This window comes from Ensifer sp. SL37, assembly GCF_026672675.1.
GTDB lineage: Bacteria > Pseudomonadota > Alphaproteobacteria > Rhizobiales > Rhizobiaceae > Ensifer > Ensifer adhaerens.
Window position 1 is genome coordinate 3,651,010 of sequence record NZ_JAPPRN010000006.1, and the last position, 24,420, is coordinate 3,675,429.

At 61.4% G+C, this 24,420-nt stretch carries 29 protein-coding genes and 1 tRNA gene; 19 read left to right on the forward strand and 11 right to left on the reverse strand.

Annotation, left to right across the window (positions count from 1 at the left end; genetic code table 11):
• Nucleotides 1–66 precede the first annotated feature (66 nt).
• Both OVA00_RS29965 and OVA00_RS29970 read left to right on the forward strand, forming a co-directional pair.
• A complete protein-coding gene (locus OVA00_RS29965) occupies nt 67–438 on the forward strand; it encodes an SMR family transporter (protein WP_060517105.1) in 372 nt (123 codons plus the stop codon).
• Nucleotides 425–751, forward strand: coding sequence for an SMR family transporter (locus tag OVA00_RS29970; protein WP_034791131.1), 327 nt, complete (start codon nt 425–427; stop codon nt 749–751). Before OVA00_RS29965 ends, OVA00_RS29970 begins: the two co-directional genes overlap by 14 nt.
• Here the strand turns inward: OVA00_RS29970 and OVA00_RS29975 are convergent.
• Nucleotides 739–1,581 carry an SDR family NAD(P)-dependent oxidoreductase gene (locus OVA00_RS29975; protein ID WP_051659213.1) on the reverse strand — a complete coding sequence of 281 codons (843 nt, stop codon included), beginning with the start codon at nt 1,579–1,581 and terminating at the stop codon, nt 739–741. The genes OVA00_RS29970 and OVA00_RS29975 overlap by 13 nt on opposite strands.
• A 304-nt stretch (nt 1,582–1,885) precedes the next feature.
• Here OVA00_RS29975 and OVA00_RS29980 point away from each other — a divergent pair, with 304 nt between their 5' ends.
• From OVA00_RS29980 to OVA00_RS30000, 5 genes are all read left to right on the forward strand, one after another.
• Complete coding sequence (locus tag OVA00_RS29980) at nt 1,886–2,926, forward strand: cysteine synthase A (protein WP_060517101.1); 1,041 nt, start codon at nt 1,886–1,888, stop codon at nt 2,924–2,926.
• Between the two features lie 7 nt (nt 2,927–2,933).
• On the forward strand, nt 2,934–3,683 hold the full coding sequence (locus OVA00_RS29985; protein ID WP_268090193.1) for an alanyl-tRNA editing protein: 750 nt from the start codon (nt 2,934–2,936) through the stop codon (nt 3,681–3,683).
• Between the two features lie 16 nt (nt 3,684–3,699).
• Complete coding sequence (gene sseA / locus OVA00_RS29990; RefSeq protein ID WP_226020680.1) at nt 3,700–4,554, forward strand: 3-mercaptopyruvate sulfurtransferase; 855 nt, start codon at nt 3,700–3,702, stop codon at nt 4,552–4,554.
• 4 nt (nt 4,555–4,558) lie between these two features.
• Nucleotides 4,559–5,122, forward strand: coding sequence for a GNAT family N-acetyltransferase (locus tag OVA00_RS29995; protein WP_034791121.1), 564 nt, complete (start codon nt 4,559–4,561; stop codon nt 5,120–5,122).
• A gap of 92 nt (nt 5,123–5,214) precedes the next feature.
• Entirely contained in the window at nt 5,215–5,682 is a 468-nt protein-coding gene (locus tag OVA00_RS30000) for a DUF1203 domain-containing protein (RefSeq protein ID WP_060582157.1), read from the forward strand.
• Between the two features lie 54 nt (nt 5,683–5,736).
• Here the strand turns inward: OVA00_RS30000 and ald are convergent, their stop codons facing one another.
• The gene (gene ald, locus OVA00_RS30005; protein WP_034791117.1) at nt 5,737–6,855 is read right to left on the reverse strand and encodes an alanine dehydrogenase; all 1,119 of its coding nucleotides are present in this window, start codon (nt 6,853–6,855) and stop codon (nt 5,737–5,739) included.
• Nucleotides 6,856–7,010: 155 nt separating this feature from the next.
• Here ald and OVA00_RS30010 point away from each other — a divergent pair, with 155 nt between their 5' ends.
• Nucleotides 7,011–7,472: an Lrp/AsnC family transcriptional regulator gene (locus OVA00_RS30010; RefSeq protein ID WP_034791115.1), complete on the forward strand. Its 462-nt coding sequence runs from the start codon at nt 7,011–7,013 to the stop codon at nt 7,470–7,472.
• A 14-nt stretch (nt 7,473–7,486) separates the two neighbouring features.
• Here OVA00_RS30010 and OVA00_RS30015 read toward each other — a convergent pair whose 3' ends face one another.
• Both OVA00_RS30015 and OVA00_RS30020 read right to left on the reverse strand, forming a co-directional pair.
• Nucleotides 7,487–8,734 (reverse strand): GGDEF domain-containing protein, encoded by a 1,248-nt coding sequence (locus OVA00_RS30015; RefSeq protein ID WP_034791114.1) that lies wholly within the window; start codon nt 8,732–8,734, stop codon nt 7,487–7,489.
• Between the two features lie 23 nt (nt 8,735–8,757).
• Nucleotides 8,758–8,934 (reverse strand): hypothetical protein, encoded by a 177-nt coding sequence (locus OVA00_RS30020; protein WP_156552957.1) that lies wholly within the window; start codon nt 8,932–8,934, stop codon nt 8,758–8,760.
• A 42-nt stretch (nt 8,935–8,976) separates the two neighbouring features.
• On the opposite strand from OVA00_RS30020, the gene OVA00_RS30025 reads away from it, so the two are divergent.
• Nucleotides 8,977–10,950 (forward strand): bifunctional 2',3'-cyclic-nucleotide 2'-phosphodiesterase/3'-nucleotidase, encoded by a 1,974-nt coding sequence (locus tag OVA00_RS30025; protein ID WP_268090386.1) that lies wholly within the window; start codon nt 8,977–8,979, stop codon nt 10,948–10,950.
• A gap of 171 nt (nt 10,951–11,121) precedes the next feature.
• Here the strand turns inward: OVA00_RS30025 and OVA00_RS30030 are convergent, their stop codons facing one another.
• Both OVA00_RS30030 and ilvA read right to left on the reverse strand, forming a co-directional pair.
• Nucleotides 11,122–11,442: an HlyU family transcriptional regulator gene (locus OVA00_RS30030; RefSeq protein WP_060606431.1), complete on the reverse strand. Its 321-nt coding sequence runs from the start codon at nt 11,440–11,442 to the stop codon at nt 11,122–11,124.
• Between the two features lie 74 nt (nt 11,443–11,516).
• Nucleotides 11,517–12,764 (reverse strand): threonine ammonia-lyase, encoded by a 1,248-nt coding sequence (gene ilvA, locus OVA00_RS30035; protein WP_090295555.1) that lies wholly within the window; start codon nt 12,762–12,764, stop codon nt 11,517–11,519.
• Between the two features lie 155 nt (nt 12,765–12,919).
• Between ilvA and OVA00_RS30040 the strand changes: the two genes are divergently transcribed.
• The 5 genes from OVA00_RS30040 to OVA00_RS30060 all read left to right on the forward strand — a co-directional run bounded on the left by OVA00_RS30040 (nt 12,920) and on the right by OVA00_RS30060 (nt 16,183).
• On the forward strand, nt 12,920–14,374 hold the full coding sequence (locus OVA00_RS30040; RefSeq protein ID WP_113554152.1) for a TrkH family potassium uptake protein: 1,455 nt from the start codon (nt 12,920–12,922) through the stop codon (nt 14,372–14,374).
• An 81-nt stretch (nt 14,375–14,455) separates the two neighbouring features.
• Nucleotides 14,456–15,046, forward strand: a complete 591-nt coding sequence (locus tag OVA00_RS30045; RefSeq protein WP_034791097.1) for a hypothetical protein — start codon at nt 14,456–14,458, stop codon at nt 15,044–15,046.
• Between the two features lie 4 nt (nt 15,047–15,050).
• Nucleotides 15,051–15,761: an HAD family hydrolase gene (locus OVA00_RS30050; protein ID WP_060517082.1), complete on the forward strand. Its 711-nt coding sequence runs from the start codon at nt 15,051–15,053 to the stop codon at nt 15,759–15,761.
• Nucleotides 15,762–15,893: 132 nt separating this feature from the next.
• Nucleotides 15,894–16,028, forward strand: a complete 135-nt coding sequence (locus tag OVA00_RS30055) for a hypothetical protein (RefSeq protein WP_268090195.1) — start codon at nt 15,894–15,896, stop codon at nt 16,026–16,028.
• Nucleotides 16,029–16,098: 70 nt separating this feature from the next.
• Nucleotides 16,099–16,183, forward strand: a tRNA-Leu gene (locus OVA00_RS30060).
• A gap of 83 nt (nt 16,184–16,266) precedes the next feature.
• On the opposite strand, the gene OVA00_RS30065 is transcribed toward OVA00_RS30060, so the two are convergent.
• The 3 genes from OVA00_RS30065 to wrbA form a co-directional block, all read right to left on the reverse strand.
• The gene (locus OVA00_RS30065) at nt 16,267–16,485 is read right to left on the reverse strand and encodes a hypothetical protein (RefSeq protein WP_034791089.1); all 219 of its coding nucleotides are present in this window, start codon (nt 16,483–16,485) and stop codon (nt 16,267–16,269) included.
• Nucleotides 16,486–16,565: 80 nt separating this feature from the next.
• Nucleotides 16,566–16,808 (reverse strand): DUF2188 domain-containing protein, encoded by a 243-nt coding sequence (locus OVA00_RS30070; RefSeq protein ID WP_034791085.1) that lies wholly within the window; start codon nt 16,806–16,808, stop codon nt 16,566–16,568.
• Nucleotides 16,809–17,037: 229 nt separating this feature from the next.
• Nucleotides 17,038–17,637: an NAD(P)H:quinone oxidoreductase gene (wrbA, locus tag OVA00_RS30075; RefSeq protein ID WP_034791083.1), complete on the reverse strand. Its 600-nt coding sequence runs from the start codon at nt 17,635–17,637 to the stop codon at nt 17,038–17,040.
• A gap of 164 nt (nt 17,638–17,801) precedes the next feature.
• Here wrbA and OVA00_RS30080 point away from each other — a divergent pair, with 164 nt between their 5' ends.
• Together OVA00_RS30080 and gpt are read left to right on the forward strand one after the other, a co-directional pair.
• A complete protein-coding gene (locus tag OVA00_RS30080; RefSeq protein ID WP_034791070.1) occupies nt 17,802–18,557 on the forward strand; it encodes a competence/damage-inducible protein A in 756 nt (251 codons plus the stop codon).
• Between the two features lie 129 nt (nt 18,558–18,686).
• Nucleotides 18,687–19,184 carry a xanthine phosphoribosyltransferase gene (gpt, locus tag OVA00_RS30085; protein ID WP_034791068.1) on the forward strand — a complete coding sequence of 166 codons (498 nt, stop codon included), beginning with the start codon at nt 18,687–18,689 and terminating at the stop codon, nt 19,182–19,184.
• A 71-nt stretch (nt 19,185–19,255) separates the two neighbouring features.
• Here gpt and OVA00_RS30090 read toward each other — a convergent pair whose 3' ends face one another.
• Nucleotides 19,256–20,731 carry an NAD(P)H-hydrate epimerase gene (locus OVA00_RS30090; protein ID WP_268090196.1) on the reverse strand — a complete coding sequence of 492 codons (1,476 nt, stop codon included), beginning with the start codon at nt 20,729–20,731 and terminating at the stop codon, nt 19,256–19,258.
• Between the two features lie 343 nt (nt 20,732–21,074).
• Between OVA00_RS30090 and OVA00_RS30095 the strand changes: the two genes are divergently transcribed.
• The 3 genes from OVA00_RS30095 to hspQ all read left to right on the forward strand — a co-directional run bounded on the left by OVA00_RS30095 (nt 21,075) and on the right by hspQ (nt 23,501).
• The gene (locus tag OVA00_RS30095; RefSeq protein WP_003528058.1) at nt 21,075–21,413 is read left to right on the forward strand and encodes a P-II family nitrogen regulator; all 339 of its coding nucleotides are present in this window, start codon (nt 21,075–21,077) and stop codon (nt 21,411–21,413) included.
• 65 nt (nt 21,414–21,478) lie between these two features.
• Nucleotides 21,479–22,888 carry a type I glutamate--ammonia ligase gene (glnA, locus tag OVA00_RS30100; protein WP_034791062.1) on the forward strand — a complete coding sequence of 470 codons (1,410 nt, stop codon included), beginning with the start codon at nt 21,479–21,481 and terminating at the stop codon, nt 22,886–22,888.
• A gap of 283 nt (nt 22,889–23,171) precedes the next feature.
• On the forward strand, nt 23,172–23,501 hold the full coding sequence (gene hspQ, locus OVA00_RS30105; protein WP_034791060.1) for a heat shock protein HspQ: 330 nt from the start codon (nt 23,172–23,174) through the stop codon (nt 23,499–23,501).
• Nucleotides 23,502–23,579: 78 nt separating this feature from the next.
• Here the strand turns inward: hspQ and OVA00_RS30110 are convergent, their stop codons facing one another.
• The gene (locus OVA00_RS30110; RefSeq protein ID WP_034791027.1) at nt 23,580–24,209 is read right to left on the reverse strand and encodes an invasion associated locus B family protein; all 630 of its coding nucleotides are present in this window, start codon (nt 24,207–24,209) and stop codon (nt 23,580–23,582) included.
• Between the last annotated feature and the right edge of the window lie 211 nt (nt 24,210–24,420).

Genomic DNA, 24,420 nt, shown 5'->3' on the forward strand with positions numbered 1-24,420 from the left:
GTCTTTACCGCGTCACCCGTAGCGCTTAAGAGGCGGTCGATCCAAGTTTCTGTTCAAAGGTACAGCATGCGTCTTGCATGGTTTTTCCTCGCGCTCGCCATCGCGACCGAAGTGGTGGGCCTGACGGTGATGAAGGCCGCTTCCGAAAGCGGCTCCTATCTCGGCCACATCGTCATGTATGTCTCGATCGCACTCTCCTACGTCTTCCTGGCAAAGGCGGTGAAGACGATATCGGTCGGCGTCGCCTATGCGATCTGGGAAGGTTCGGGCGTCGCCATCATCACCCTGGTTTCGGTTTTCGTCTTCGGCCATGTGCTGACCGGACGCGAAATGCTCGGGCTTTCGATGGCGATCGTCGGCATCCTGCTCGTCAATGCCGGCGAGTATCATGATGAGGACGAGGCAGCGCGTGAAGGAGCCGCCGATGAGCGCGCCTAGCATCTACTTCGTTCTCGCGGTCGTGGCCGGCATCCTCGATATTGCGGCCAACCTCGCCTCGACGAAATCGGAAGGGTTCGCCCGCCGCGGCTGGGGCATCCTTTCGATTCTGCTAGTGCTCGCCGCCTTTGCCTTCCTGGCGGAAGCCATCAAGGGCATGGAGCTCGCCATCGCCTATGCCGTACTTGGCGCAACCGGGATCTTCGGGACGGCCATTTGCGGCCGCTTCCTGTTCGGTCAGAAGCTGAAGCCGATCGGCTGGGTCGGACTGGCGCTCATCTTCGGCGCGGTACTGGTGCTTCACACCGCCTGACGGGGACGGCCGCCGGGTCCGGCGCGCTTCTGTCCTTCCATGGCCTCCGCCTTGCCGCGGGTCAGCCAGTTCAGCAGGCGGAAATAGAGGCTGTAGGGCAGCAGGTCCATGAGCTTCACCGCGTAGGCAAACCGGCGTGGGAAGGCAATTTCGAACCTTCGCGACTTCAGGCCGGCAACGATGCGCCTTGCCGCCTCTTCACTGTTCACCGGCGCCGGTCGCAGAAAGCGAATGCGCGCGGTCCCGGGCGTATCGACGAAGCCGGGGCTGATGATCTGCAGCCGGACGCCGAGCCGGTCGAGATCGAACTTCAGGCTTTCCGCCATATTGATCAGCGCGGCCTTGGTGGCGCCATAGGCGGCACTGGTCGGCAGTCCGCCGTAGCCGGCCACCGACGAGACGATGGCGATGTGTCCGTACCCCTGCGTCTTCATGTGGTCCACCGCCGGCAAGAGACAGTTGACGACGCCATTGAGGTTGACGGCAAAACTCTTCTCGAAGGCCTCGCGGTGAAGCTCGTCTCCGCGCACCGGCAGCGCGACCCCGGCGTTCAGCACCACGAGCGAAAGGTGCCCGTGATCATATTCGATCGCCGCCATCACCCGCTCCATGTCGGCAGGGTCAGTGACATCGCCGTCGAGCACGGTGATCCGCCCTTCGCTTGCTGCTTCATGCTGCAGGTCCACGAGCCTGTCGTGGTTTCTCGCCGTCACGACGACGGAATAGCCTTCCCGCACCAGCGCGAGCGCCAGTGCCCGCCCGGTTCCCGAGCTTGCGCCCGTCACCCAAGCCAGTTTCTGTTCCGATTTCGTAGATTGAATACTCATCACTCACTCCTCGGCACGCGCCGGGAAACACGTACGCATCTCCTTCTGTGGGCGAAAAATGACTTGCCCGGCCCTTCTTCGCGGCAGCGCTCCTTGCCGCCGGCTCTCGCAGTCCCTGGAGACGATTTTTGTTCGGGACAGAGCGACGGCGAAACGCTATTTCTTGCCTGAAGTGCAGGCTGAGCCGAAAACACGCCAACATTTCGGCGGTCCCGGAACGTTGTCGATATTCGCTGGCCGCCGTTCGCTTTTACCTGGTACGTGCCGCCTTACCGCGGTGCCTGTCCTCAAACACGAGGTTCTGAAAATGGCCATTCTCCCGTCCGTGCTCGAAGCAATCGGAAACACGCCTCTGATCCGGCTGAAATCCGTATCCGACGCGACAGGCTGCACGATCCTCGGCAAGGCCGAGTTTCTGAACCCCGGACAATCGGTGAAGGACCGCGCGGCGCTCTGGATCATTCGCCATGCGGAGCGCACCGGCCAGTTGCGGCCGGGCGGTGTCATCGTCGAAGGTACGGCCGGCAATACCGGCATCGGCCTGGCGCTGGTCGGCCAGGCGCTCGGCTACCGCACCGTCATCGTCATTCCGGAAACCCAGAGCCAGGAAAAGAAGGACGCCCTGCGGCTGCTCGGCGCCGAGCTGGTCGAAGTGCCGGCCGTTCCCTACAAGAACCCCAACAACTACGTGAAGATCTCCGGCCGCCTCGCCGAGCAACTGGCCAAGACCGAGCCAAACGGGGCGATCTGGGCCAACCAGTTCGACAACGTCGCCAACCGTGACGCCCATGTGGAGTCCACGGCGCCCGAGATCTGGCGCGACACGGACGGCAAGGTCGACGGCTTCATCTGCGCCGTCGGCTCCGGCGGCACGCTGGCCGGCGTCGCCCAGGGCCTCAGAGCCAAAAACCCCGCGGTCAAGATCGGCCTGGCGGACCCGCAAGGGGCGGCCCTCTACAATTTCTACGCCAATGGCGAACTGAAATCCGAAGGAAGCTCGATCACCGAGGGCATCGGCCAGGGCCGAATCACCGCCAATCTGGAAGGCTTCACTCCCGACTTCTCGTACCAGATTCCCGATTCGGAAGCCGTGCCTTACGTCTTCGACCTGATCGAGCGGGAAGGCATTTGCGTGGGTGGCTCGACGGGCATCAACATCGCCGGGGCCGTGCGGCTCGCCAAGGACCTCGGGCCGGGACATACGATCGTGACGATCCTGTGCGACTATGGTAACCGCTATCAGTCGAAGCTCTTCAACCCGGACTTCCTCGCCTCCAAGGGGCTGCCGGTGCCGACGTGGTTGAAGACGGCTTCCAACATTGCAGTGCCATACGAATCAGTTGGATAGGAATGCGATGACCAGGACCGTGACTGCCCTCTTCCGTGACGACTTCTACCTCTCGACATGTGAGGCCAGCGTCACCGGAATCCTCGAAGATGGCGGGATCGAGCTTGATCAGACCTGCTTCTATGCCACCTCCGGCGGCCAGCCTGGCGACACGGGTTTTCTGGAGCGCACCGATGGCAGCCGCATCGACATCGCGGTCGCCCGCCATGGGGAGACCAAGGATATCATCATCCATGTGCCGGCCGAGGGCCAGCCGACGCCCGAGATCGGCGAGAAGCTGGTTCTGCACATCGACTGGCCGCGCCGCTACCGGCTGATGCGCATGCACACGGCCTGCCATCTGCTTTCGGTCGTCTGCCCCTTCCCGATCACCGGAGCGTCGGTCGGCGAGGACGAGAGCCGTGTCGATTTCGACATGAACGAGACGATCGACCGGGACGAGGTCACAACAGCGCTGATGAAGCTCGTCGACGAAAACCACCCCGTTTACGTTCAGTGGATTACCGACGACGAGTTGGCCGCCAACCCCGGCATCGTCAAGTCGAAGAATGTTCGCCCGCCGATCGGCCTGGGGCGCGTCAGCCTTGTCTGCATCGGCGAGAACTCGGCGGTCGACAGCCAGCCCTGCGGCGGTACGCATGTGTCGGAGACGCAGGAAGTCGGCGCCATCCACATCGCCAAGATCGAGAAGAAGGGTAAGGAGAACCGCCGGTTCCGTATCCGCTTCGGCACCGCCGAAGACCGCGCATCAGTTTGAGTAAGGAGTTGCGACCGTGACCAACAACAAGAGCGCCTTTGTCGTTTCCGCCGATTGGCTGCAGGAGCGCCTCGGCGATCCGTCGATCCGGATCCTCGACGCGTCGTGGTACCTGCCGGCACAGAAGCGCAACCCGAAGGCGGAATACGACGCCGGCCACATTCCCGGTGCTGTCTTCTTCGACCAGGACGCCATTGCCGACCATACGAGCGGCCTGCCGCATACGCTGCCTTCGCCGGAGGCCTTTGCTGAAGCCGTCGGCACGCTTGGCGTCAGCGAGACGGATACGATCGTCGTCTATGACGGCCCGGGCATCATGACGGCGCCGCGCGTCTGGTGGGAACTGCGCATCATGGGTGCCAAGAATGTCTATGTGCTCGATGGCGGCATGGACGGCTGGAACCGGGAAGGCCGACCCGTCAGCACGGATGTCCCCTCGCCCAAGCCGGCCACGTTCAAGCCGAGCTTTACGCCCAGCGCCGTTACCTCCTTGGCCGGAATGAAGCAGATCGTCGCCGACGGCGCGATCCAGATCGCCGATGCCCGTGGCGCCCCGCGTTTTTATGGCGAGGAAGCCGAGCCGCGTGCCGGCCTTCGTTCCGGTCACATGCCCGGCGCCCACAGCCTTCCTTCCGGCGTCTTTTCGGAAAACGGGAAGCTCAAGGATCTTGAGAGCCTCCGCCAGACCTTCGCAGCGGCCGGCGTCGATCTTTCGAAGCCCGTGGTCACGACCTGCGGATCGGGCGTAACTGCCGCCATCATCACCCTGGCGCTACAGTCGCTCGGCCACACCGACAACACGCTCTATGACGGATCCTGGTCGGAATGGGGTGGCCGCACCGACACCGCCGTCGTCACAGGTCGCGAGTGACGCCATGCGCCCTCCGAAGCTCGCCTCACTGACGGCGCACGTCACCGAACTCGAAATGACCGCTCCGCCGAAGCAGAGCCTGCCGATGCCGGTCAATATCCAGACGGCGATCCTGCGCGTCTCCGACATTCCGCTCGGCTACTATCGGTTTCTCTATCTGCGCGTCGGACGTCGCTGGCACTGGACCGAACGGCTGCGGATGAGCGACGAGGATCTGGCAGCACTGCTTGGCGACAAGCGGAGGAGCGTGACGGTTCTTTACGTCAACGGCGCGCCGGCCGGATTCTTCGAACTGCATCAGGGCGACGACGATGTGGTCGAGCTTGTACATTTCGGGCTGATGGAACACGCACTTGGCCTCGGCCTCGGCAAATGGTTCCTGCTGCAGACGCTGTTTGCCGCCTGGGCGCTGAATCCGAGCAAGCTGAAGGTGACCACCAACAATCTCGACCATCCCCGCGCGCTGCAGCTCTATCAGCAATTCGGCTTCTCGCCAGTCGCGACCCGCGAGGCCACGGTCGAGCCTTTGACCGATGCCGAGCTTCTGAGCCTGGTGAAAAACCTCTGACGAACACCATCCGGCAAGTTCCGGGTGTCCCGATGGCTGCGGCCGGTGCACTCTCCCGATCGAACAATACAAGCTGATCAAGGAGATACACCATGTCGCTGCGCTATATTCCGATGTCTGACGCGGAAGCCCGCCGGATGAGAGAGGGCGGGCTGGACGCCTATGGCAATGCGCCGGAGCGACAGATCTCCGATGGCGACGGCGTACCGTGCCGTCATTGCCTGGATTATGTCGAAGCCGGCGCGCCCTATTTGGTTTTCGCGCTTCGACCGTTTTCCTCATTGCAGCCTTATGCGGAAACCGGCCCGGTGTTCATGCACGCCGAGGCGTGCCCGGCGCATGATGGCGAAACCCTGCCGCCGATCCTGAGCTCGCGTGACAGCTATCTCCTGCGCGGCTACGGCCCCGACGAACGGATCGTCTATGGGACCGGTGATGTAATCGCCAGGGAACAGCTTGAAACTCGAGCGAATGAACTGCTGGCACGATCCGACATTTCAGCCGTCCATGTGCGCTCGACCAAGTACAACTGCTACCAGTGCCGGATCGTCACCGCCTGACGCCTTCGTGGCAATCGGCCCGGCAAGCGATGCCGGGCCGCTGGATCAATTCCGTCAGGCGACGTTCAGCACCGCTTCCGGCGCATAGGCATCATAGCCGAGTGCTTCAGCGACGGGTGCGTTTGTGACGCGACCGCGGTGCACGTTGAGGCCGGCGCGCAGATGCCGGTCTTCGGCGATCGCTTTCAGGCCCTTGTCGGCGAGCTGCAGACCATAATGCAGTGTCGCGTTGTTGAGCGCATGCGCCGAGGTCACCGGCACGGCACCCGGCATGTTCGCAACGCAGTAATGCACGATGCCGTCGACTTCATAGGTCGGATCGGAATGGGTCGTGGCATGCGAGGTTTCGAAGCAGCCGCCCTGGTCGATGGCGACATCGACGATGACGGCCCCCTTCTTCATGCCGGTCAGCATTTCGCGGGTCACAAGCTTTGGTGCTGCTGCCCCCGGGATGAGCACGGCGCCGATGACAAGATCGGCTGAAAACACTTCCTCTTCCAGCGCGTCGATGGTCGAATAGCGCGTGTGCACGCGGCCGGCAAAGAGATCGTCGAGCTGGCGCAGACGCGGGATCGAGCGATCGATGATGCTGACGTCAGCGCCAAGACCCGCCGCCATGCGGGCGGCATGCAGGCCGACGACACCGCCGCCGATGACGGTCACCTTGGCCGGCAGCACGCCCGGCACGCCACCGAGCAGGATACCGCGGCCACCATTGGCCTTTTGCAGCGAGGTAGCACCGGCCTGGATCGCCAAGCGCCCGGCAACTTCCGACATCGGCGCAAGCAGCGGAAGGCCGCCGCGATCGTCGGTGACGGTTTCATAAGCAATCGCCGTGACGCCGGAATTCAACAGGCCCTTGGTCTGTTCCGGATCGGGCGCAAGATGCAGATAGGTATAGAGAATTTGGCCTTCGCGCAGCTGCGCCCATTCGGAGGGCTGCGGCTCCTTGACCTTGACGATCATGTCCGACTTTTCGAACACGTCCTTCGCCGTCGCGACGATTTTCGCGCCAGCGGCACGGTACGCATCGTCGTCCGCGCCGATCCCTGCCCCGGCCTTGGTCTCCACGATTACCTCGTGGCCATGGGCAACATATTCACGCACCGAGCCGGGCGTCAGGCCGACACGATATTCATGGTTTTTGATTTCCTTCGGGCAACCGACACGCATCCTTGCGTTCCTCTCCTGTTGGGCTTTGCGCCGCTTTTGACGAGGCAATCAGCAAAACACGCCGACAATCGAATGTCCTTGCAAAGACGAAAGCCAGCGCGCATTGATTTCGAAGAATGTTGCGACAATGGGCGCAGGATTGAGGGAAATCACGAATGAGCGAACTTGATGCCATCGATCATGCGATTCTGCGCATTCTTCAGCAGAACGGCCGGATCTCGAATGCCGACCTCGCAGCGAAGGTCGGACTCTCTCCGTCCGCCTGTTCTCGGCGCGTCGACATCCTGGAAAAATCGGGAACGATCGCCGGATACCATGCGCGGATCGCCCACAAGGCGCTCGACTACCAGATCATGGTCATCGTGCATATTTCGCTCTCGGGGCAGTTCGCAAAGACGCTCGCCGAATTCGAGGCAGCGGTAAAGCTCTGTCCGAACGTGCTTGTCTGCTACCTGATGTCGGGAGAATATGACTACATCCTGCGGGTCGCGGCCAAGGATCTGCAAGACTACGAACGCATTCACCGTGACTGGCTTTCGGCCTTGCCCCATGTGGTGAAGATCAATTCCAGCTTCTCGCTGCGCGAAATCATCGATCGGCCGAATGTCGGCATCTGAAAGCGGCCGAAAACCTATCGGCCGACGACGCAATTGCGGCCGCGTCCCTTGGCGGCGTAGAGCCTCAGATCGGCCTGCGCCAGTAAATCCTCGACAGAGACCCCATCGGCAGGCGTCGAAGAAAGCCCGATACTCGCCGTAACCGAGCGACCGTCCGGCGTCGCAATCTGATCTGAGATCGCAATCCGGATCTCCTCGGCGCGGCGCAGCGCATCGGCATGCATCATTGCCGGACACAGGATCACGAATTCCTCGCCGCCATAGCGAAACAGCCGGTCGACCGGGCGCAATTTCGACTTCACCGTTTCCACCAGACGCTGCAACACACGGTCCCCTTCCAGGTGGCCAAATCGATCGTTCACACCCTTGAAGTGGTCGACGTCGATGATCATCAGCGTCACGGCTGCGTTTTCGGCGCTCGCGGCGCGCAGCATTGCCGGTGCCTCGGCCTCGAACCGGCTGCGGTCGAGCGAGCCCGTCAGCGTGTCCTGCCCGGAGCGCGACAAGAGGTCCTCGTAGCGCTCACGGAAGGTCAGCGTGTTGAAGATGTCGCCAAGCGGCCGGTCCGACATGGCAAGCGACGGGTGGCGCGAGAGGTTGAGATAAAGGCCGACGGCAATGGCATAGAAGGGTGCTGCCAGCATTTTCGCCATCCAGCCGCCCCAGAAGACCTCGGCCGGGGCGCCGTTCCACCAGCGCAGCGCCGCATAGAAGGCGGCCTGATCGAAGGTGAGCACCACGAAACCGCAGATGAGGAAACGGACGGTCACGAAGTGACGCAACCACCGCCCGAGGCGCTCGTAGAGCAGGATGATCATCAGCGCATCGAAGTAGAGGATCGTCGTTCCCCAGACCATGAGCCACCCCATCTCGTCGATGAAGGCGAGGTCGGCGGAGCGCTCCGCCACGATCGACACCGTATCGTGCTGCCGCAGCAGAAGGCTGAGCGCCACCGTCAGGAAATTACCGGCGAGCAGACCATAGATCGGCTGGCGCACCGTTGCTGCGTCCTCCTTCACATAGAGGAGGAGGATCATCATCAGCTTGCCGGAGAACAGCACGGCCGATCCGGGCGAAATCACGCCGAACGGCAGTTGCACATAAAAGACCGCGGCAAGATAGGTCTCGATGAAGTGCATGACGCCGAGGGCCGCGACAAAGACCCCGAGACCCAACCGGGCACGAAGGTGCAAAAGCCCGATCATCGCCGTGACGTAGACCAGTGCCTCGCCGACGAAGAGAATAAGGTTGGCGTTTGGCATGTGCTTGAGAAGATTCCGTTTCCTCAAGCACCGTTAACCAGGAAACTTGAAGAAAACTTTACCGGGTGTCCGCTGTTGCTCGACCTTTCAGTGCGAAAATCTGCCGCTTTCGGAAACGCCAGCTTTCCGGCATATTCAGCGCCAACCCACCGTCGTTCGCCCGCCAGCGAACAAAACCCCCAATTGTATTCCTTTTCCATGAAGACCCGCATTCTTGATCAATGGAGGACCGCATGACATCGATGACTTCCCCGCTTAACCTCACGCGCCGCTCGCTTCTTGCGGGGGCCGCAGCCTCCTCGGCACTCGTCATCTTGCATCCATTCTCGGTTCGCGCTGCCGCCAACCAGACCCATCTCAGGATCATGGAAACGACGGACCTGCACGTCCACGTCTTCCCCTACGACTATTACGGCGACAAGCCGAACGACACGGTCGGCCTTGCGCGCACCGCCTCCATCATCGACGCCATCCGCGCCGAAGCGACCAACTCCATCCTCGTGGACAACGGCGACTTCCTGCAGGGCAACCCGATGGGCGACTACATCGCCTATCAGCGTGGCATGAAGGACGGCGATCTCCACCCGATCGTCGCGGCCATGAACGTGCTCGGCTATGACTGTGGCACGCTCGGCAACCACGAATTCAACTATGGCCTGGACTTCATGTTCAAGGTGCTGAACGGGGCGAACTTCCCGCTCGTCTGCGCCAACCTGACGAAGGGAGCGCTTGCCGCCAGTGCGCGGGAGGATGAGCTGTTCCTGAAGCCCTATGTCATCCTCGACCGCAAGGTGAAGGACGGTTCCGGCCAGGAGCATCAGATCCGCATCGGTCTCATCGGCTTCGTACCGCCGCAGATCATGACCTGGGACGCCAAGCACCTGGAGGGCAAGGCCAATGCCCGCGACATCGTCAAGGCGGCGGAAGCCTGGGTGCCGCAGATGCGCGAGGAAGGCGCCGACATCGTCGTGGCGCTCTCCCACTCCGGCATTGGCCAGGAAGCCTATGCGGAGAACCTCGAGAACGCATCCGTTCCGCTCGCCGCGATCGAAGGCATCGATGCGATCGTCACCGGTCACAGCCATCTCGATTTTCCTGGGCCGAAGTTCGACGGCGTTGGCGGCGTCGACAACAAGAAGGGCCTGATCTCCGGCAAGCCCGGCGTCATGGGCGGCTTCTGGGGTTCGCATCTCGGCCTGATCGACCTCTTGATCGAGCGTGAGGGTGGCGCCTGGCGCGTCGTCAACTCGACAAGCGAAGCGCGGCCGATCTATCGGCGCGTTGAAAAGAAAGTCGTGGCTGAAGTCGCCGATCGAAAAGACGTTCTGGCCGCCGCACAAAAGGACCACGAGGCGACGCTTGCCTATGTGCGCACACCCGTCGGCAAGACCAGCGCGCCGCTCTATTCCTACTTCGCCCTGGTTGCCGACGACCCGTCGGTCCAGATCGTCAGCCAGGCGCAGACCTGGTACATCAAGGACATGCTGAAGGACACCGAGCACCGCGACCTGCCGGTGCTTTCGGCCGCGGCCCCCTTCAAGGCCGGCGGCCGCGGCGGCGCCGATTACTACACCGACGTTCCGGCCGGCGACATCGCGATCAAGAACGTCGCCGATCTCTACCTTTATCCGAACACGGTGCAGGCCGTGGTCATAACAGGCGAACAGGTGCGCAACTGGCTGGAAATGTCGGCCGGCATCTTCAACGAGGTCAAGCCGGGGGCTTCCGACACGCCGCTGATCAATGGTGGCTTCCCGTCCTACAATTTCGACGTCATCGATGGGGTCACCTATCAAATCGACCTTTCCGTACCGCCGAAGTTCGACAAGGACGGCAACACGATCAACGCCGCCTCGAACCGCATCAAGAACCTGCAGTTCAATGGACAAGCGATTGATCCGGCGCAGAAATTCGTCGTCGCCACCAACAACTACCGGGCCGGCGGCGGCGGCAACTTCCCCGACATCACCGCCGACAAGGTGGTGTTCGTGGCTCCCGACACCAACCGCGATGTGGTGGTGCGCTACATCATCGACCAGGGCACGATCAATCCGTCGGCCGACGCCAACTGGACCTTCGTTCCGCTCGCCGGGACGAGCGTGACATTCGACAGTGGACCGAAGGCACGGCAGTTCCTGGCACAGGTGAAGGGCGTGACGATCGAGGACGCTGGCGATGCCGCCGAGGGTTTTGCGCGCTTCCGCATCAAGCTCTGAGCCCCCAACCGATCAGTGTGGGCTGCCGCTTGCGGCCGCCCACACACTTGGCGCGCAGTCGATCAGCCGGCTGAACCGCCGACACAAGTCCACGGCATTCCTACCGCAAGACATGAGCTTCGACAGTCAAGCTTATGTTTACATTAGATTATCTTGAAGAGACAAGCCGGTTCAGACCTGGCGCGACGGGGCATCGTCGGAAAACAGCGACGGGCCGGTCTGGTCGATGATCTGGCGCCCCTTGCGCAGCGCCGCGTCGATCGCGTCCTGCTCGGACGTGAAGAGATCGGCACGGATGAAGCTGCGAACCTTGGCGCTGCCTTCGGCCGAGACCTTCTCGATATTACCCGCCAGACGGAACTGCGAGCCCTCGCGCATCGGCGTCGCACGGATGGTGCAATCCGCATAGGCCTCGGATTTCCCCGGTGCTGCCTGCGCCTGGTCTTCGGAGTTGCCGGATCGGCCGAACAATTTCGAGAAAAACGATGCCATGCCCAAGACTTAGACGCCGCAGCCGACACTGTCAAAGCCTAAGTACCGATAATTGACCGCGACGCCCACTCCCGTCAGATGATGAGGTTGGAAAGGATCTCGTTCTCGGTAATGTCCTGGTAGCGCAGCCCCGCGGCGTCGAAGCGAGCCTTCAGTACCGGGAAATTCTCGGCATGTTTTGTCTCGATGCCGATCAGGATGGAACCGAAGTTGCGCGCTGACTTCTTCAGATATTCGAAGCGCGAGATGTCGTCCTCGTCGCCGAGCAGGTTGAGGAAGTCGCGGAGCGCGCCCGGCCGCTGCGCCATGCGCAGGATGAAGTACTTCTTGAGGCCGGCGTGGCGCATCGCCCGCTCCTTGACGTCAGGCAGGCGCTCGAAATCAAAGTTGCCGCCGGAAACGACCGCGACCACCGTCTTGCCCGCAAGCGTCTCCGGTCCCAGCGCTTCCAGCGCCGAGATCGAAAGAGCGCCAGCCGGCTCAAGCACGACGCCTTCGACATTCAGCATGTCGATGATTGTCTGGCAAATCGCGTTCTCCGATAGCAACATGACCTGGTCAGGCGAGAAACGCCGAAGTGCCGCAAAATTGAGGTCGCCGATGCGCCCAACCGCGGCACCGTCGACGAAGTTGTCGACCTGATCGAGGGTCACGACGCTGCCGGTTTCCAGGCTTTCGCGCAGGCTCGGCGCACCCGACGGCTCGCAGAAGATGAAGTGATCGGCTGCAACCTTATCCTTGAGGTAGCCGGTGACGCCGGCGGCAAGACCGCCACCGCCAACCGGCAGCACGACGAGATCCGGAACCACCTCTTCCGGCAGTTGCCAGGCAATTTCCGCCGCGACGCTTGCCTGTCCCTCGATGATGTCGGCGTGGTCGAAAGGCGGCACCATGACACCGCCGATTGCGTCCACGTGATCGCGGGCCGCCTTGTAGCACTGGTCGAAGATATCGCCGACCAGCTTGATGGTGATGAACTCGCCACCGAACATCCTGGTCTTGTCGATCTTCTGCTGCGGCGTCGTCACCGGCATGAACACGACACCCGGCACGCCGAAATGGCGGCAGACGAAGGCGAAGCCCTGGGCATGGTTGCCGGCCGAGGCGCAGACGAAGGTCTTACCCGAGGCGCCGGCACCGATCGCCTTGCGGAAGAAGTTGAAGGCGCCCCTGATCTTATAGGAGCGAACCGGCGAAAGATCCTCGCGCTTCAAATAAATATTCGCACCGTAGCGTGCGCTCAAATGCTCGTTGAGCTGCAGCGGCGTCGGCGGGAAGATCTCCCGCAAGGCTTCGGTTGCGGTTTCGACATCCTGCTTCATCACGTGCGGTCTTCCGTTGAGTTGGTCGCTGGCCGTCGCTATTGCACATCGCAACGCCCGAAGCCATGGCTTTGACTCGAATCGGGCCGGCGTTGAAAATGACGCACTGACCGTTCCAACGGCACGGCCACACTGTTCTTCCGGGAAATAAACGCTTGAACGCAACCCTGATCCGGCATGCCGTGCACATTTCGGCGATCCTCGGCATATATCTTGCCTGCGCCATGTTGGTGCCGGCGATGGTCGATCTCTATTACGGCCATTCGGATTGGCAGATCTTTGCCGCTTCGGCGTTCATGGTCGGCGGCCTTTCGCTTGCGACCTTCATGGCGACGCGTATGGGCCCGCCGCCCTTCTCCAAGAAGTTCGGCTTTGTTCTCGTCAATATGCTGTGGGCCGTGTTCTCGGTTGTCGGCGCGATCCCGCTCTGGCTGTCATCGATGAAGCTCGATTTTGCCCAGGCACTGTTCGAATCCGTCTCGGCCATCACGACGACCGGTGCGACAGTGATCGTCGGTCTGGACGATGCGCCGCCCGGGCTCCTCCTCTGGCGGTCACTTTTGTGCTGGCTCGGCGGCATCGGCATCGTCGTGCTCGGCCTGTTCATCATCCCCTATCTCAGGGTCGGCGGCATGTCGTTCTTCAAGATGGAATCCTCCGACACCGGCGACAAACCATTTGCCCGGCTCGCGAGCTTCAGCCGCGCTTTCCTCGCGATCTATGTCGTCATCACGCTTCTCTGCACGATCGGCTATTTCCTGACGGGCATGAACCGCTTCGACGCGATCAACCACGCGATGTCGACGGTGGCGACGGGTGGCTTTTCCACCCATGACGCATCCTTCGCCTATTTCGGCAGCATTCCGCTGCTCTGGACCGCCACCTTCTTCATGGCGCTCTGCAGCCTGCCCTTCTCGATCCTGATCGTGCTGGTCGCCCGTGGCAGGCTGGATGCGCTGCGCGACCCGCAGATCATCGTGTTCCTCGGCTATCTCTCGGCCTTCTCAATTGCCGTTGCCGTCTATCATCGGCTCGCCAATGGCGTGGAATTCCATCTGGCGCTGGCACACTCCTTCTTCAACATCACCTCTATCCTCTCGACCAGCGGCTATGCCAGCCAGGACTACAGCCTCTGGGGGCCCTTCGTCGTCATCGCAGCCTTCATCGCCACCTTCATGGGCGGTTGCTCCGGCTCGACCGCCGGTGGCATCAAGGCCTATCGCTTCATCGTGCTCTTCAATGCGATCCGGTCGGGTTTGAACAAGATCGTCTACCCCAATGCGATCTATGCGGTGCGCTATGGCGGCAACACCGTCGACGCGGACACGCAACGCTCCATCTTCCTGTTCTTCATCACCTATATGCTGCTCTGGGTGCTCGGTAGTCTCGCCATGGGCGCGCTCGGCTACGATCTGGTCACCGCCACCTCGGCCGTCATTACCTGCCTTTCCAATGTCGGCCCGGGCCTTGGTCCGATCATCGGCCCGGCCGGCAACTTCTCGACGCTCCGCGATCCCGAACTCTATCTGCTGTCGCTGATGATGCTGCTCGGTCGTCTCGAAGTGCTGACCGTGCTGGTAATCCTGACGCCGGTCTTCTGGAAGCATTGACCATTCGCCTGGCGGCCCTATCGTCTTGACTCGGTGCAGCAGATGCCGAAAGTCGGTCGAAACCGGCGATGGGGGAACGTCATGGTGAAACATATACGTCGTCTGGCGATGCTGACCGCCGCCGTGACGCTTTCGGCTGGTCTCGCGGCCCATGCCGGCCCGCTTGCCGACGCGGCGGTGCAGGCCGAAAAGCTCGCGGCTTCCGGCGACGCGGCGAAAGCCCATGACCTGCTCCGCCAGGCGATGAGCGACTTTTCGCAAACGTTGCCGCTGGCGATCGGCAAGGCGGTTTTCGTGACCAAGGCGCCGACTGGCTACGCCATGTACGATCCGCGCGAGGGCGCAGTCTTCAAGGAGGGAGAGTCGCTGATCTCCTATATCGAGCCGATCGGCCTCACCTGGAAGGATTCGGCAACGAAAGGCCAACTCGAAAGCCACTTCACCGTGGATTTCGATATTCTCAATCCGAAGGGCGACGTGCTCGCCGGCCAGAAGGCGTTCGGCGATTTCACCTTCACAGGCCACCTCAGAAACCAGGAAATCTATTCGACGCTGACCATCGACGTTTCCGGCGCGCCCGCCGGCGACTATGTGCTGCGCTTCCACTTCAATGACGTCAACAGCGGCAAAAGCGCCAGCGTCGACCAACCCTTCAAGATTGCCGGACCGTAATATTATGCCCCATACTGTAACGACCGTCGGCTTCGATGCCGACGATACACTCTGGCAGAACGAGCAGTTCTTCCGGCTGACGGAAGCGCGCTTCGCCGAGCTTCTGAGGCCGCACACCGACACCGAACATCTCTCCGACCGGCTGCTTGCCGCAGAGAAGCGCAACCTTGGGCTCTATGGCTTCGGCATCAAGGGCTTCGTGCTCTCCATGGTCGAAACCGCCGTCGACGTCACCGATGGCAAGGTGCCCTCCTCCGTCATTGCCGAGATCCTCGCCGCTGGGCGCGACATGCTCGTGCACCCGGTCGAACCGCTGCCGCATGTCAAGGAAACCCTCGAGGCGCTTCACGGCCATTTTCGCCTTGTCATGATCACCAAGGGCGATCTCTTCGACCAGGAGCGCAAGCTCGCCGCCTCCGGCCTTGGCGACTACTTCAACGCCGTCGAGATCGTCAGCGACAAGACCGTCGCCACCTACGAGCGCATCTTCAAACGCCACGGCGACGGAGCGCTGAAAAGCATGATGGTCGGCAATTCGCTGAAGTCGGATATCGTGCCTGCACTCGGTGCCGGAAGCTGGGGTGTCTATGTCCCGCACGCGCTCACCTGGTCGTTCGAACACCACGATAAGCCGGAGGACCATCCGCGTTTTCGCGAGATTGCGGATCTCGGCGGGTTGGCCACGGTCCTTGAGCGCTTGACACTGAAGGCTTGACTGTCGTCCGCAAGCGCCAAGTCGATTGAAACTATAAGATGATTCGTATCGATGATACACGCATCAGCTTATCGTCCCCATGGTGGCTTAGATGAGGGGAACCAATGTTGGCGCTTGTTTTCGGCGGTTCTGTTGTTTCCCGCACCCGCCATCGACTCGTTCAATTCGGGCTGGCCGTTTGTCGACGCGTTTATCGTCTACGGCCTTGGGGCACTGATTGCCGCGGCCGTCTTCTACTTCATGAAGACGAGAGAACAGCGCGCCTAAGCGCGTTGTCCACCCCGAAACCCCCGATCACCCTTGACTGTTTGACCTGAGTGTTTGATCTAGGCTGTATGCGGGCGTGGCGAAACTGGTAGACGCAAGAGACTTAAAATCTCTCGGCCTTGGCTGTGCGGGTTCGATCCCCGCCGCCCGCACCAGGCAATCGGTTTTCAAGGATCAACAGATAGGCGCATCCAACGCTCTCAGGAGAGCGAGACGTTGCGCCGGCGAGACTGGCCGCTCAGTTGTTGTAGTAATAACAATCGCATTCCGCCTGGTAGGCGTCGTCGTGCCAGACGCGGACGGCGAGTTTCGTTGCGCATCCCTGGTTTTCCAGCCTGAGGCCGAGAAGCGAGACCGCTGCCGCCTTGGAATTGGGGGCGTCCACCTCGATTGCCGATCCGACCTGGTGGACACCCTGCCGCGGGGTCCAGGTGAAGATCTGAACGCTGTAGTGCATCGAATATCCTCCGTGGAGAGATGGTGTGCACGCAATACTAAACGCTATGTGTTCGCAAAGAGCCGGTCGCCTTGACCGTTTCAGCCGTCTTCGACGGTCGCTTCAGGCCGATCGCCGCCATCCGTGTGTTCGAAGTGCCAGTGGCCCTCTTCGTCCTGGAAGCTGATCTCCTCGTCGTCGCCGCCGACTTGCTGTTCGGCGGCGGCGGCCTTGGCGGCGGCAAGCGCCGTTTCGCGGTTGGGAAAGGGTTCCGAAAAGGCGTCGGCGGCCTTATAGGCCCATCCGCCGTCATGAGGAACGATGGTGTACGTAATTCGCGCCATACTTCCCTCCCGATAATCCGAAAGACGTTTCCGTCTTCGGCGGGCCGTTGCCGCACGGCCCTGCATTCCTCCTCGTCAAAGGCATACTCAATGCCGAACGCCGCGGATATTAGCACAAGTGTGGTAAGAATTGCCACATTCGCGAATCACCCGGAAAGGCTAGCCGCAAAACAAAAAGGCGGCCCCTTGCGGCGCCGCCTAAGCTCTTGAAACGATTGCGTCGAAATGATCAGGCCGAAAGCTTCGCAGCGATCTTGGCGACGTGTGCGCCCTGGAAGCGGGCCGCCTGGAGTTCGACCTCGGACGGCTGGCGTGAGCCGTCGGCATCGGTGATCGTCGAGGCGCCATAGGGCGAGCCGCCCTTGATTTCGTCGAGGCCCATCTGGCCCTGGAAGGCATAGGGAAGACCAGCGACGACCATGCCGTGATGCATCAGCGTCGGAATAAAGCCGAGGATCGTGGATTCCTGACCTCCATGCTGGGTGGCCGAGGACGTGAAGACCGAGCCGACCTTGCCGACCAGCTTGCCAGACGCCCACAGGCTGCCCGTCTGATCGATGAAGTTGCGCATCTGCGAAGCAACGGTGCCGAAGCGCGTGCCGGCGCCGAAGATGATCGCGTCGTATTGGGCAAGCTCCTCGACATGGGCGATCGGCGCGGCCTGGTCGAGCTTGAAATGAGAGGCCTTGGCGATCTCGTCCGGCACCAGTTCCGGAACGCGCTTGACGTCGACTTCGGCGCCGGCAGACTTGGCGCCTTCGGCCACGGCGTAAGCCATGGTTTCGACGTGTCCGTATGCCGAATAGTAGAGAACGAGAACCTTGGCCATAATTGCTCCTTTGGATACAAGCGATCCCACTTGATCACTGCTGCGCGGAAGATTTATCAAAATGCAGCCGCATGCCAGGAGCCGTCCGGGAAACAGACTGTTCTCGCAATGTGAACAATAATAATTCACTGTTAAATGACTGACTAAACAAACAGGATCACCCGATGAGCAGCATAAAAGTCGTCACTGCCGCCATGGTCGCCATCGGCGACGAACTTCTGTCGGGGCGAACCAAGGACAAGAACATCGGTCACCTCGCCGACATGATGACCATGGTCGGCATCGACCTGAAGGAAGTGCGCATCGTCGCCGACGACGAGGCGGCGATCGTCGAGGCGATCAATGCGGTGCGCAGCCGCTACGATTACGTCTTCACATCCGGCGGCATCGGTCCGACGCATGACGACATCACGGCCGACGCCGTGTCTCGCGCCTTCGGGGTCGAATGCATCTACGAGTCTGAGGCGATGGCGCTGCTCGGCGCCATGTACGAACGCCGCAACATGGAGTTTACCGACGCGCGCAAGCGCATGGCGCGCATGCCACTCGGTGCACGCCATATCCCGAACCCGGTATCGACAGCGCCGGGCTTCGCCATCGGCAACGTGCATGTCATGGCCGGCGTTCCGCAGGTCTTCCAGGCCATGCTCGACGCGCTGCTGCCCGGTCTGAATGTCGGCTCACCCCTCCTCTCCCGCACCGTACGCTCGCCCTTCGGCGAGGGCGATATCGGCAGCCCGCTGACCGAAGTGCAGAAGAATCATCCGGAGACGAGCATCGGCTCCTACCCGAAATTTGACGGCAAGACCTTCTCGACGGATATCGTCGTGCGGGCCCGCGATCCGGAAGCGCTTGCTGCAGCGGAGGCTGATGTCCAGGCGATGATCCAGGCAATCGCCGACGCGCGGGCAAAGGGATAGCGCGAAGCCCTTGCACTCAAGGCCTCAATGCCGTTATTGCATGTCGGCAAATCAGGATGACGCGTTCCCGCCTGCCCGATCTGCCGGACGCTTCGCCTTACCCTCGTTCAGACAAGCCGGAGCCCACCCATGTCGCTGCCCGATAAAGCCTTTCCCGTTTCCTGGGACCAGTTCCACCGCGATGCCCGGGCGCTTGCCTGGCGGCTGGCCGACAACGGCCAGGAATGGCGTGCAATGGTTTGCATCACCCGTGGCGGCCTGGTTCCGGCTGCGATCATTTCGCGCGAACTCAATATCCGGATGATCGAAACCGTCTGCGTCGCCTCCTACCATGACTACGACACGCAGGGGCAGATGAAAGTGCTGAAGGGCATCACGCCTGAAATCACCAAGGACGGCGGTGAAGGCGTGCTGATCGTCGACGACCTGACGGACACCGGCAAGACCGCGGCCGAAGTACGGGCAATGCTGCCGAAGGCGCATTTCGCTGCCGTCTACGCCAAGCCGAAGGGCCGACCGCTCGTCGATACCTTCGTGACCGAAGTCAGCCAGGACACCTGGATCTATTTCCCCTGGGACTTGGGCTTCACCTACCAGGAGCCGATCGCCAAGGGCACGCGCGGCTAACTGCCCATACGTTCCGGATGCGGCGTACGTCGCCTTTCCAAGCGGTGACTTGTCGGGCCGCGCGTTTTCGATCAGCTGATCGGCGGTATCGCGCCGATTAGCGTTTCAGCGGTCAAGCCTGGCCCTGCCTTGGCGCCCGCTGCGCCATGGCGCCAGACCGCGGCGGCCGCCGCTTCGAAGGCCGGCATTCCTTTCGCCAGATGTGCGCCGACGATACCGGCAAGAACGTCCCCCGATCCGGCGGTTGCCAGCCACGGCGGCGCATTGTTGTTGACGACGGCCCGCCCGTCCGGCGCGGCAACGACGGTGTCGGCGCCCTTGTAGACGATCACGGCATGGCTCGCCCGCGCCGCGGCCTGCGCCTTCTCGATCTTCGAAAGCCCATGGTCTCCGGCGATCTCCGGAAAGAGGCGAGCGAACTCGCCATCATGCGGCGTCATCACCATTTGCCCGCCGCCTTTCGCCAGCGCCGCGAACAGTTCGCCGGGGTTCGTCTGGAACGAGGTGATGCCATCGGCGTCGAGCACCAGAGAGCGATCGCAGAGCGCAAGCGCAAAGTCCCTCGCCTTCTTGCCGATGCCAAAACCCGGCCCAAGCACGAAGCTTCCCAGGCGCTGGTCCTGTAGCCATTTGGTAAGCTCCCGCCTTCCGTCTATCTCCTTCACCATCACCGCCGTCAGATGAGACGCATTGATGCCGAGCGCGGCCTTGCCGGTGGCGACGGTAACCAGGCCAGCGCCAGCCGCAAGGCCCGCTGCCGCCGAAAGTCGCGCCGCGCCCGTTGCCTGGCGGTCGCCTGAGAAAACGACCAGATGCCCGCGCTTGAACTTGTGCGTCGAGGCCGCCAGGCCACCTCCCCAGCCCGCCCAGAGGAACGGCGCGTTGAGGCGCAGCGAACCCGCACCGGCACGCACAATGCGCGCGGGAATGCCGATATCGAACACCTCGAGTGTGCCGCAGAGGGATCGCCCGGGCAGAAGCCAATGACCGGGCTTGGGCGCCATGAACGTGACGGTGTGGCGAGCGGCAAAGGCGGCGCCCCGGATCTCGCCCGTCCGGCCGTCGATGCCGCTCGGCAGATCGATGGCAAGGACCGGAACGCCGCTGGCATTGACCCGTTCTATAAGGTGAACGACGTCGTCCGGGAGGTCGCGTGACAAGCCCGCCCCAAAGAGCGCATCGATGACGACATCGCCAGCCTGTGGTTCGAATGCAGAGATTGGCGCAGCAGGACCACTCCAGTCGGACCAGGCCCGCGCTGCATCGCCTTGAAGCCTGGCGGGATCGCCGAGGACGAACACGGCGACATCCGCCCCGCTTTCGGCAAGGCCGCGGGCTGCGATGTACCCGTCGCCGCCATTGTTGCCTGGACCGCAGAGCACGACGAAGCGGCGGGCATCCGGAAAATGTCGCAGGGCGGCCGCCGTCACCGCCAGGCCGGCGTTGTGCATGAGCGTAAAGCTATCGATGCCGGATTGGGCCGCCGCCCGGTCGATTGCCGTCATTTCGGCGGGCGTGATCAACAGGTGCTGAAGGTCGGAGCGCATGCGCCAGACTTATCCATGCCCACGCGCGTGAAGCAAGGCCTCAGCTCCGCCACCACGACTGCCTTAAAATAAGGCATTTGCACATAATTGTTGCTCAAATAACAAGCTTTGCGTCTGTAATGACGTGGAGTCGCCGCAAAAAGCGGGCATCTTTCGATCGGAAATCATAAAAAATAGGCAGATCGCGCCCGCCGAAGGTATGGAAATCCCGCAATCGGCGCGCCGACAGCAGATTTTTTGTCGTTCTGACAGATTTTCGCAGAAAAACTGGCATGCAACGTGCATATTCAGGGCGAGCGGGCATGATCCTGCTTTCAAGGGAGAAGCGGAGAGACATTTTCTCATGAAAAAGATCGAAGCGATCATTAAGCCCTTCAAGCTCGACGAAGTGAAGGAAGCCCTTCAGGAAGTCGGTCTGCAGGGTATCACCGTCACGGAAGCCAAGGGCTTCGGGCGGCAGAAGGGTCACACGGAGCTGTATCGCGGCGCCGAATACGTGGTGGACTTCCTGCCGAAGGTAAAGGTCGAAGTCGTGCTGGCGGATGAAAACGCGGAGGCCGTCATCGAGGCGATCCGCAACGCCGCGCAAACCGGCCGCATTGGTGACGGAAAGATTTTCGTTTCCAATGTGGAAGAAGTCATCCGAATTCGCACGGGCGAAACCGGCCTCGACGCCATCTGACATCACGGGCCGTTCGGCCCGGTTCTTTTCAAATCCTCGTCATCTCACACAGGGAATAACGGCAAATGACGACTGCAAGCGATATTCTGAAGCAAATCAAGGACAACGACGTCAAGTTCGTCGACCTGCGCTTTACCGATCCCAAGGGCAAGCTGCAGCACGTAACGATGGATGTGGTCTGCGTCGACGAAGACATGTTCGCCGATGGCGTCATGTTCGACGGTTCCTCGATTGGCGGCTGGAAGGCCATCAACGAGTCCGACATGGTGCTGATGCCCGATCCGGAAACAGCGCATATGGACCCGTTCTTCGCGCAGTCGACGATGGTCATCATCTGCGACATTCTCGATCCGGTTTCGGGCGAATCCTACAACCGCGACCCGCGCGGCACGGCCAAGAAGGCTGAAGCCTACCTCAAGGCATCCGGCATCGGCGACACCGTCTTCGTTGGCCCGGAAGCAGAATTCTTCGTCTTCGACGACGTCAAGTACAAGGCCGACCCGTACAACACCGGCTTCAAGCTCGACTCCTCGGAACTGCCGTCGAACGACGACACCGATTATGAGACCGGCAACCTCGGCCACCGCCCGCGCGTCAAGGGCGGCTACTTCCCGGTTCCGCCGATCGACAGCTGCCAGGACATGCGCTCTGAAATGCTGACGGTTCTGTCCGAAATGGGCGTCACCGTCGAAAAGCATCACCACGAAGTGGCGGCCGCCCAGCACGAGCTCGGCGTCAAGTTCGACGCGCTGGTGCGCAACGCCGACAAGATGCAGATCTACAAGTACGTCGTGCACCAGGTCGCCAATGCCTATGGCAAGACGGCAACCTTCATGCCGAAGCCGATCTTCGGCGACAACGGCTCGGGCATGCACGTACACCTGTCGATCTGGAAGGACGGCAAGCCGACCTTCGCCGGCGATGAATATGCCGGCCTGTCGGAATCCTGCCTCTACTTCATCGGCGGCATCATCAAGCATGCCAAGTCGCTGAACGCCTTCACCAACCCGTCGACGAACTCCTACAAGCGTCTCGTCCCGGGCTATGAAGCACCGGTTCTGCTCGCCTATTCGGCACGCAACCGTTCGGCTTCGTGCCGCATTCCGTTCGGCACCAACCCGAAGGCCAAGCGCGTCGAAGTCCGCTTCCCGGACCCGACCGCCAACCCCTACCTCGCCTTCGCAGCCATGCTGATGGCCGGCCTCGACGGCATCAAGAACAAGCTGCACCCCGGCAAGGCCATGGACAAGGACCTTTATGACCTGCCGCCGAAGGAACTGAAGAAGATCCCGACCGTTTGCGGCTCGCTGCGCGAAGCGCTCGAAAGCCTCGACAAGGACCGCAAGTACCTGACGGCCGGCGGCGTCTTCGACGACGACCAGATCGATTCCTTCATCGAACTTAAGATGCAGGAAGTCATGCGCTTCGAAATGACCCCGCATCCGGTCGAGTACGACATGTACTACTCGGTCTAAAACCATTGGAACCGGCGGCATCGGCAACCGGTTCAAGCCGTGCTCAAGGGCCGGCGGCTCCTCAAACGGAGCCGCCGGCCTTTTCTTTGGCGCGCACGATTGCGAGCGCCCTGAACAAGGAGCGGCACGAAACCGTCGAATTGTGTGATATTATGTTGCCAACAACTTTTGCGCGTCCGCGGGACACGCGCGGCGAGATCGATCAATGGAGGGCGTAGGGAATTCCCTATTGATGTTTTGGGTTCGCCAACCCAGATAATCTCCTGAAAGGATGTGTTGCGTCATGAAACAGAGAAACGCCAAATTCGAGATCGGACAGGTGGTTCGCCATCGGGTTTTCCCGTTCCGCGGCGTCATTTTCGACGTCGACCCGGAATACGCCAACACCGAGGAGTGGTGGAACGCCATTCCGCAGGAGATCCGCCCGAGCAAGGATCAGCCCTTCTATCACCTGTTCGCCGAGAACGACGACAGCGAGTATGTCGCCTACGTCTCCGAGCAGAACCTGGAATTCGACGACAGCGACCGGCCGATGCGCCACGCGCAAGTCGATGCCCTGTTCGACAAGGATGGCGTCGGCCACTACAGGCCCAAGGCGACGTTCCGGCACTAAGGCACTGCGCTCTCGAACAAATGAAAACGCCCGGACCGCGAGGTCCGGGCGTTTCTTCATGAGTTTGCGGAGGACCGCTTAGTTCTGCTTGGCAGCCTTCTGGGCTTCTTCAAGCTTCTTGCGCGCGTCCTCGGCCTTCTTCTGCATTTCTTCCTGCAGCAGGCGCTGACGCTCTTCGAGCTGCGACTGCTCGATCGGCTCGCCGTCGAACACACCGGTGAAGCCCGTCAGGGCCATCTTGATCGGGTTCGGAGCGCGCTGGAAGTTGACCGAGGTGAAGACGACCTCATTGCCCTTCTTCAGGCTGGCGATCAGCTGGTCGGAAAGCGGCGCTTCTGCAACGCACTTGTCGGGCATGCAGATGGCGTAGTCGAGCTTGACCGGCTTGCCGCCGTCGATCTGCATCTGAACGCCGGTCGGAATGAGGCGCGCGGACGGTACGGAAACCTGCATGATCTTGCGGTTGACCTTGCCGGAGACGGTGATGAGGCCGACAGCGGTCACGAGCTGGCCGTTGTTGGCGGTCAGCAGGTTCTGAACGATGCAGACATCGTTGTCTTCCTGCTTGGTGCAAACCTTGAACCAGCCCTGCGGCGGCTTGCCGCCAGCCTGCTGTGCAGACGCAACGCTCGGAACGCCCGCAGCAGCTACAGTGAGCGCCAGCGCTGCCATGCCCGAACGTTTTGCAATATTCGACTTGAAGATCATTGTGATTCCGTCTCCTGAAATCCGGTAACGGAACAGTTGTTCCGCAGGTGAGTATCGTCAGCCGCCGTTGTCCTGTTGGCCAAATAAGGCAAATGCATGACCCCGTTTCCGGAAACACCTGTTACATTGGCTCGCTTCGATTATCCAGTGTTTCCTGTCATTTTTTGACTTCATACTAGGCGGAATTTGGACCGCGGATCGGTTGGATTCA

Bases quoted from the DNA above. Each gene is read 5' to 3' on its own strand.
- OVA00_RS29965 (WP_060517105.1), top strand. From the start codon at position 67: ATGCGTCTTGCATGGTTTTTCCTCGCGCTCGCCATCGCGACCGAAGTG.
- OVA00_RS29970 (WP_034791131.1), top strand. From the start codon at position 425: ATGAGCGCGCCTAGCATCTACTTCGTTCTCGCGGTCGTGGCCGGCATC.
- OVA00_RS29980 (WP_060517101.1), top strand. From the start codon at position 1,886: ATGGCCATTCTCCCGTCCGTGCTCGAAGCAATCGGAAACACGCCTCTG.
- OVA00_RS29985 (WP_268090193.1), top strand. From the start codon at position 2,934: ATGACCAGGACCGTGACTGCCCTCTTCCGTGACGACTTCTACCTCTCG.
- OVA00_RS29995 (WP_034791121.1), top strand. From the start codon at position 4,559: ATGCGCCCTCCGAAGCTCGCCTCACTGACGGCGCACGTCACCGAACTC.
- OVA00_RS30000 (WP_060582157.1), top strand. From the start codon at position 5,215: ATGTCGCTGCGCTATATTCCGATGTCTGACGCGGAAGCCCGCCGGATG.
- ald (WP_034791117.1), bottom strand. From the start codon at position 6,855: ATGCGTGTCGGTTGCCCGAAGGAAATCAAAAACCATGAATATCGTGTC.
- OVA00_RS30010 (WP_034791115.1), top strand. From the start codon at position 7,011: ATGAGCGAACTTGATGCCATCGATCATGCGATTCTGCGCATTCTTCAG.
- OVA00_RS30015 (WP_034791114.1), bottom strand. From the start codon at position 8,734: ATGCCAAACGCCAACCTTATTCTCTTCGTCGGCGAGGCACTGGTCTAC.
- OVA00_RS30020 (WP_156552957.1), bottom strand. From the start codon at position 8,934: ATGGAAAAGGAATACAATTGGGGGTTTTGTTCGCTGGCGGGCGAACGA.
- OVA00_RS30025 (WP_268090386.1), top strand. From the start codon at position 8,977: ATGACTTCCCCGCTTAACCTCACGCGCCGCTCGCTTCTTGCGGGGGCC.
- OVA00_RS30030 (WP_060606431.1), bottom strand. From the start codon at position 11,442: ATGGCATCGTTTTTCTCGAAATTGTTCGGCCGATCCGGCAACTCCGAA.
- ilvA (WP_090295555.1), bottom strand. From the start codon at position 12,764: ATGAAGCAGGATGTCGAAACCGCAACCGAAGCCTTGCGGGAGATCTTC.
- OVA00_RS30045 (WP_034791097.1), top strand. From the start codon at position 14,456: ATGGTGAAACATATACGTCGTCTGGCGATGCTGACCGCCGCCGTGACG.
- OVA00_RS30050 (WP_060517082.1), top strand. From the start codon at position 15,051: ATGCCCCATACTGTAACGACCGTCGGCTTCGATGCCGACGATACACTC.
- OVA00_RS30065 (WP_034791089.1), bottom strand. From the start codon at position 16,485: ATGCACTACAGCGTTCAGATCTTCACCTGGACCCCGCGGCAGGGTGTC.
- OVA00_RS30070 (WP_034791085.1), bottom strand. From the start codon at position 16,808: ATGGCGCGAATTACGTACACCATCGTTCCTCATGACGGCGGATGGGCC.
- wrbA (WP_034791083.1), bottom strand. From the start codon at position 17,637: ATGGCCAAGGTTCTCGTTCTCTACTATTCGGCATACGGACACGTCGAA.
- OVA00_RS30080 (WP_034791070.1), top strand. From the start codon at position 17,802: ATGAGCAGCATAAAAGTCGTCACTGCCGCCATGGTCGCCATCGGCGAC.
- gpt (WP_034791068.1), top strand. From the start codon at position 18,687: ATGTCGCTGCCCGATAAAGCCTTTCCCGTTTCCTGGGACCAGTTCCAC.
- OVA00_RS30090 (WP_268090196.1), bottom strand. From the start codon at position 20,731: ATGCGCTCCGACCTTCAGCACCTGTTGATCACGCCCGCCGAAATGACG.
- OVA00_RS30095 (WP_003528058.1), top strand. From the start codon at position 21,075: ATGAAAAAGATCGAAGCGATCATTAAGCCCTTCAAGCTCGACGAAGTG.
- glnA (WP_034791062.1), top strand. From the start codon at position 21,479: ATGACGACTGCAAGCGATATTCTGAAGCAAATCAAGGACAACGACGTC.
- hspQ (WP_034791060.1), top strand. From the start codon at position 23,172: ATGAAACAGAGAAACGCCAAATTCGAGATCGGACAGGTGGTTCGCCAT.
- OVA00_RS30110 (WP_034791027.1), bottom strand. From the start codon at position 24,209: ATGATCTTCAAGTCGAATATTGCAAAACGTTCGGGCATGGCAGCGCTG.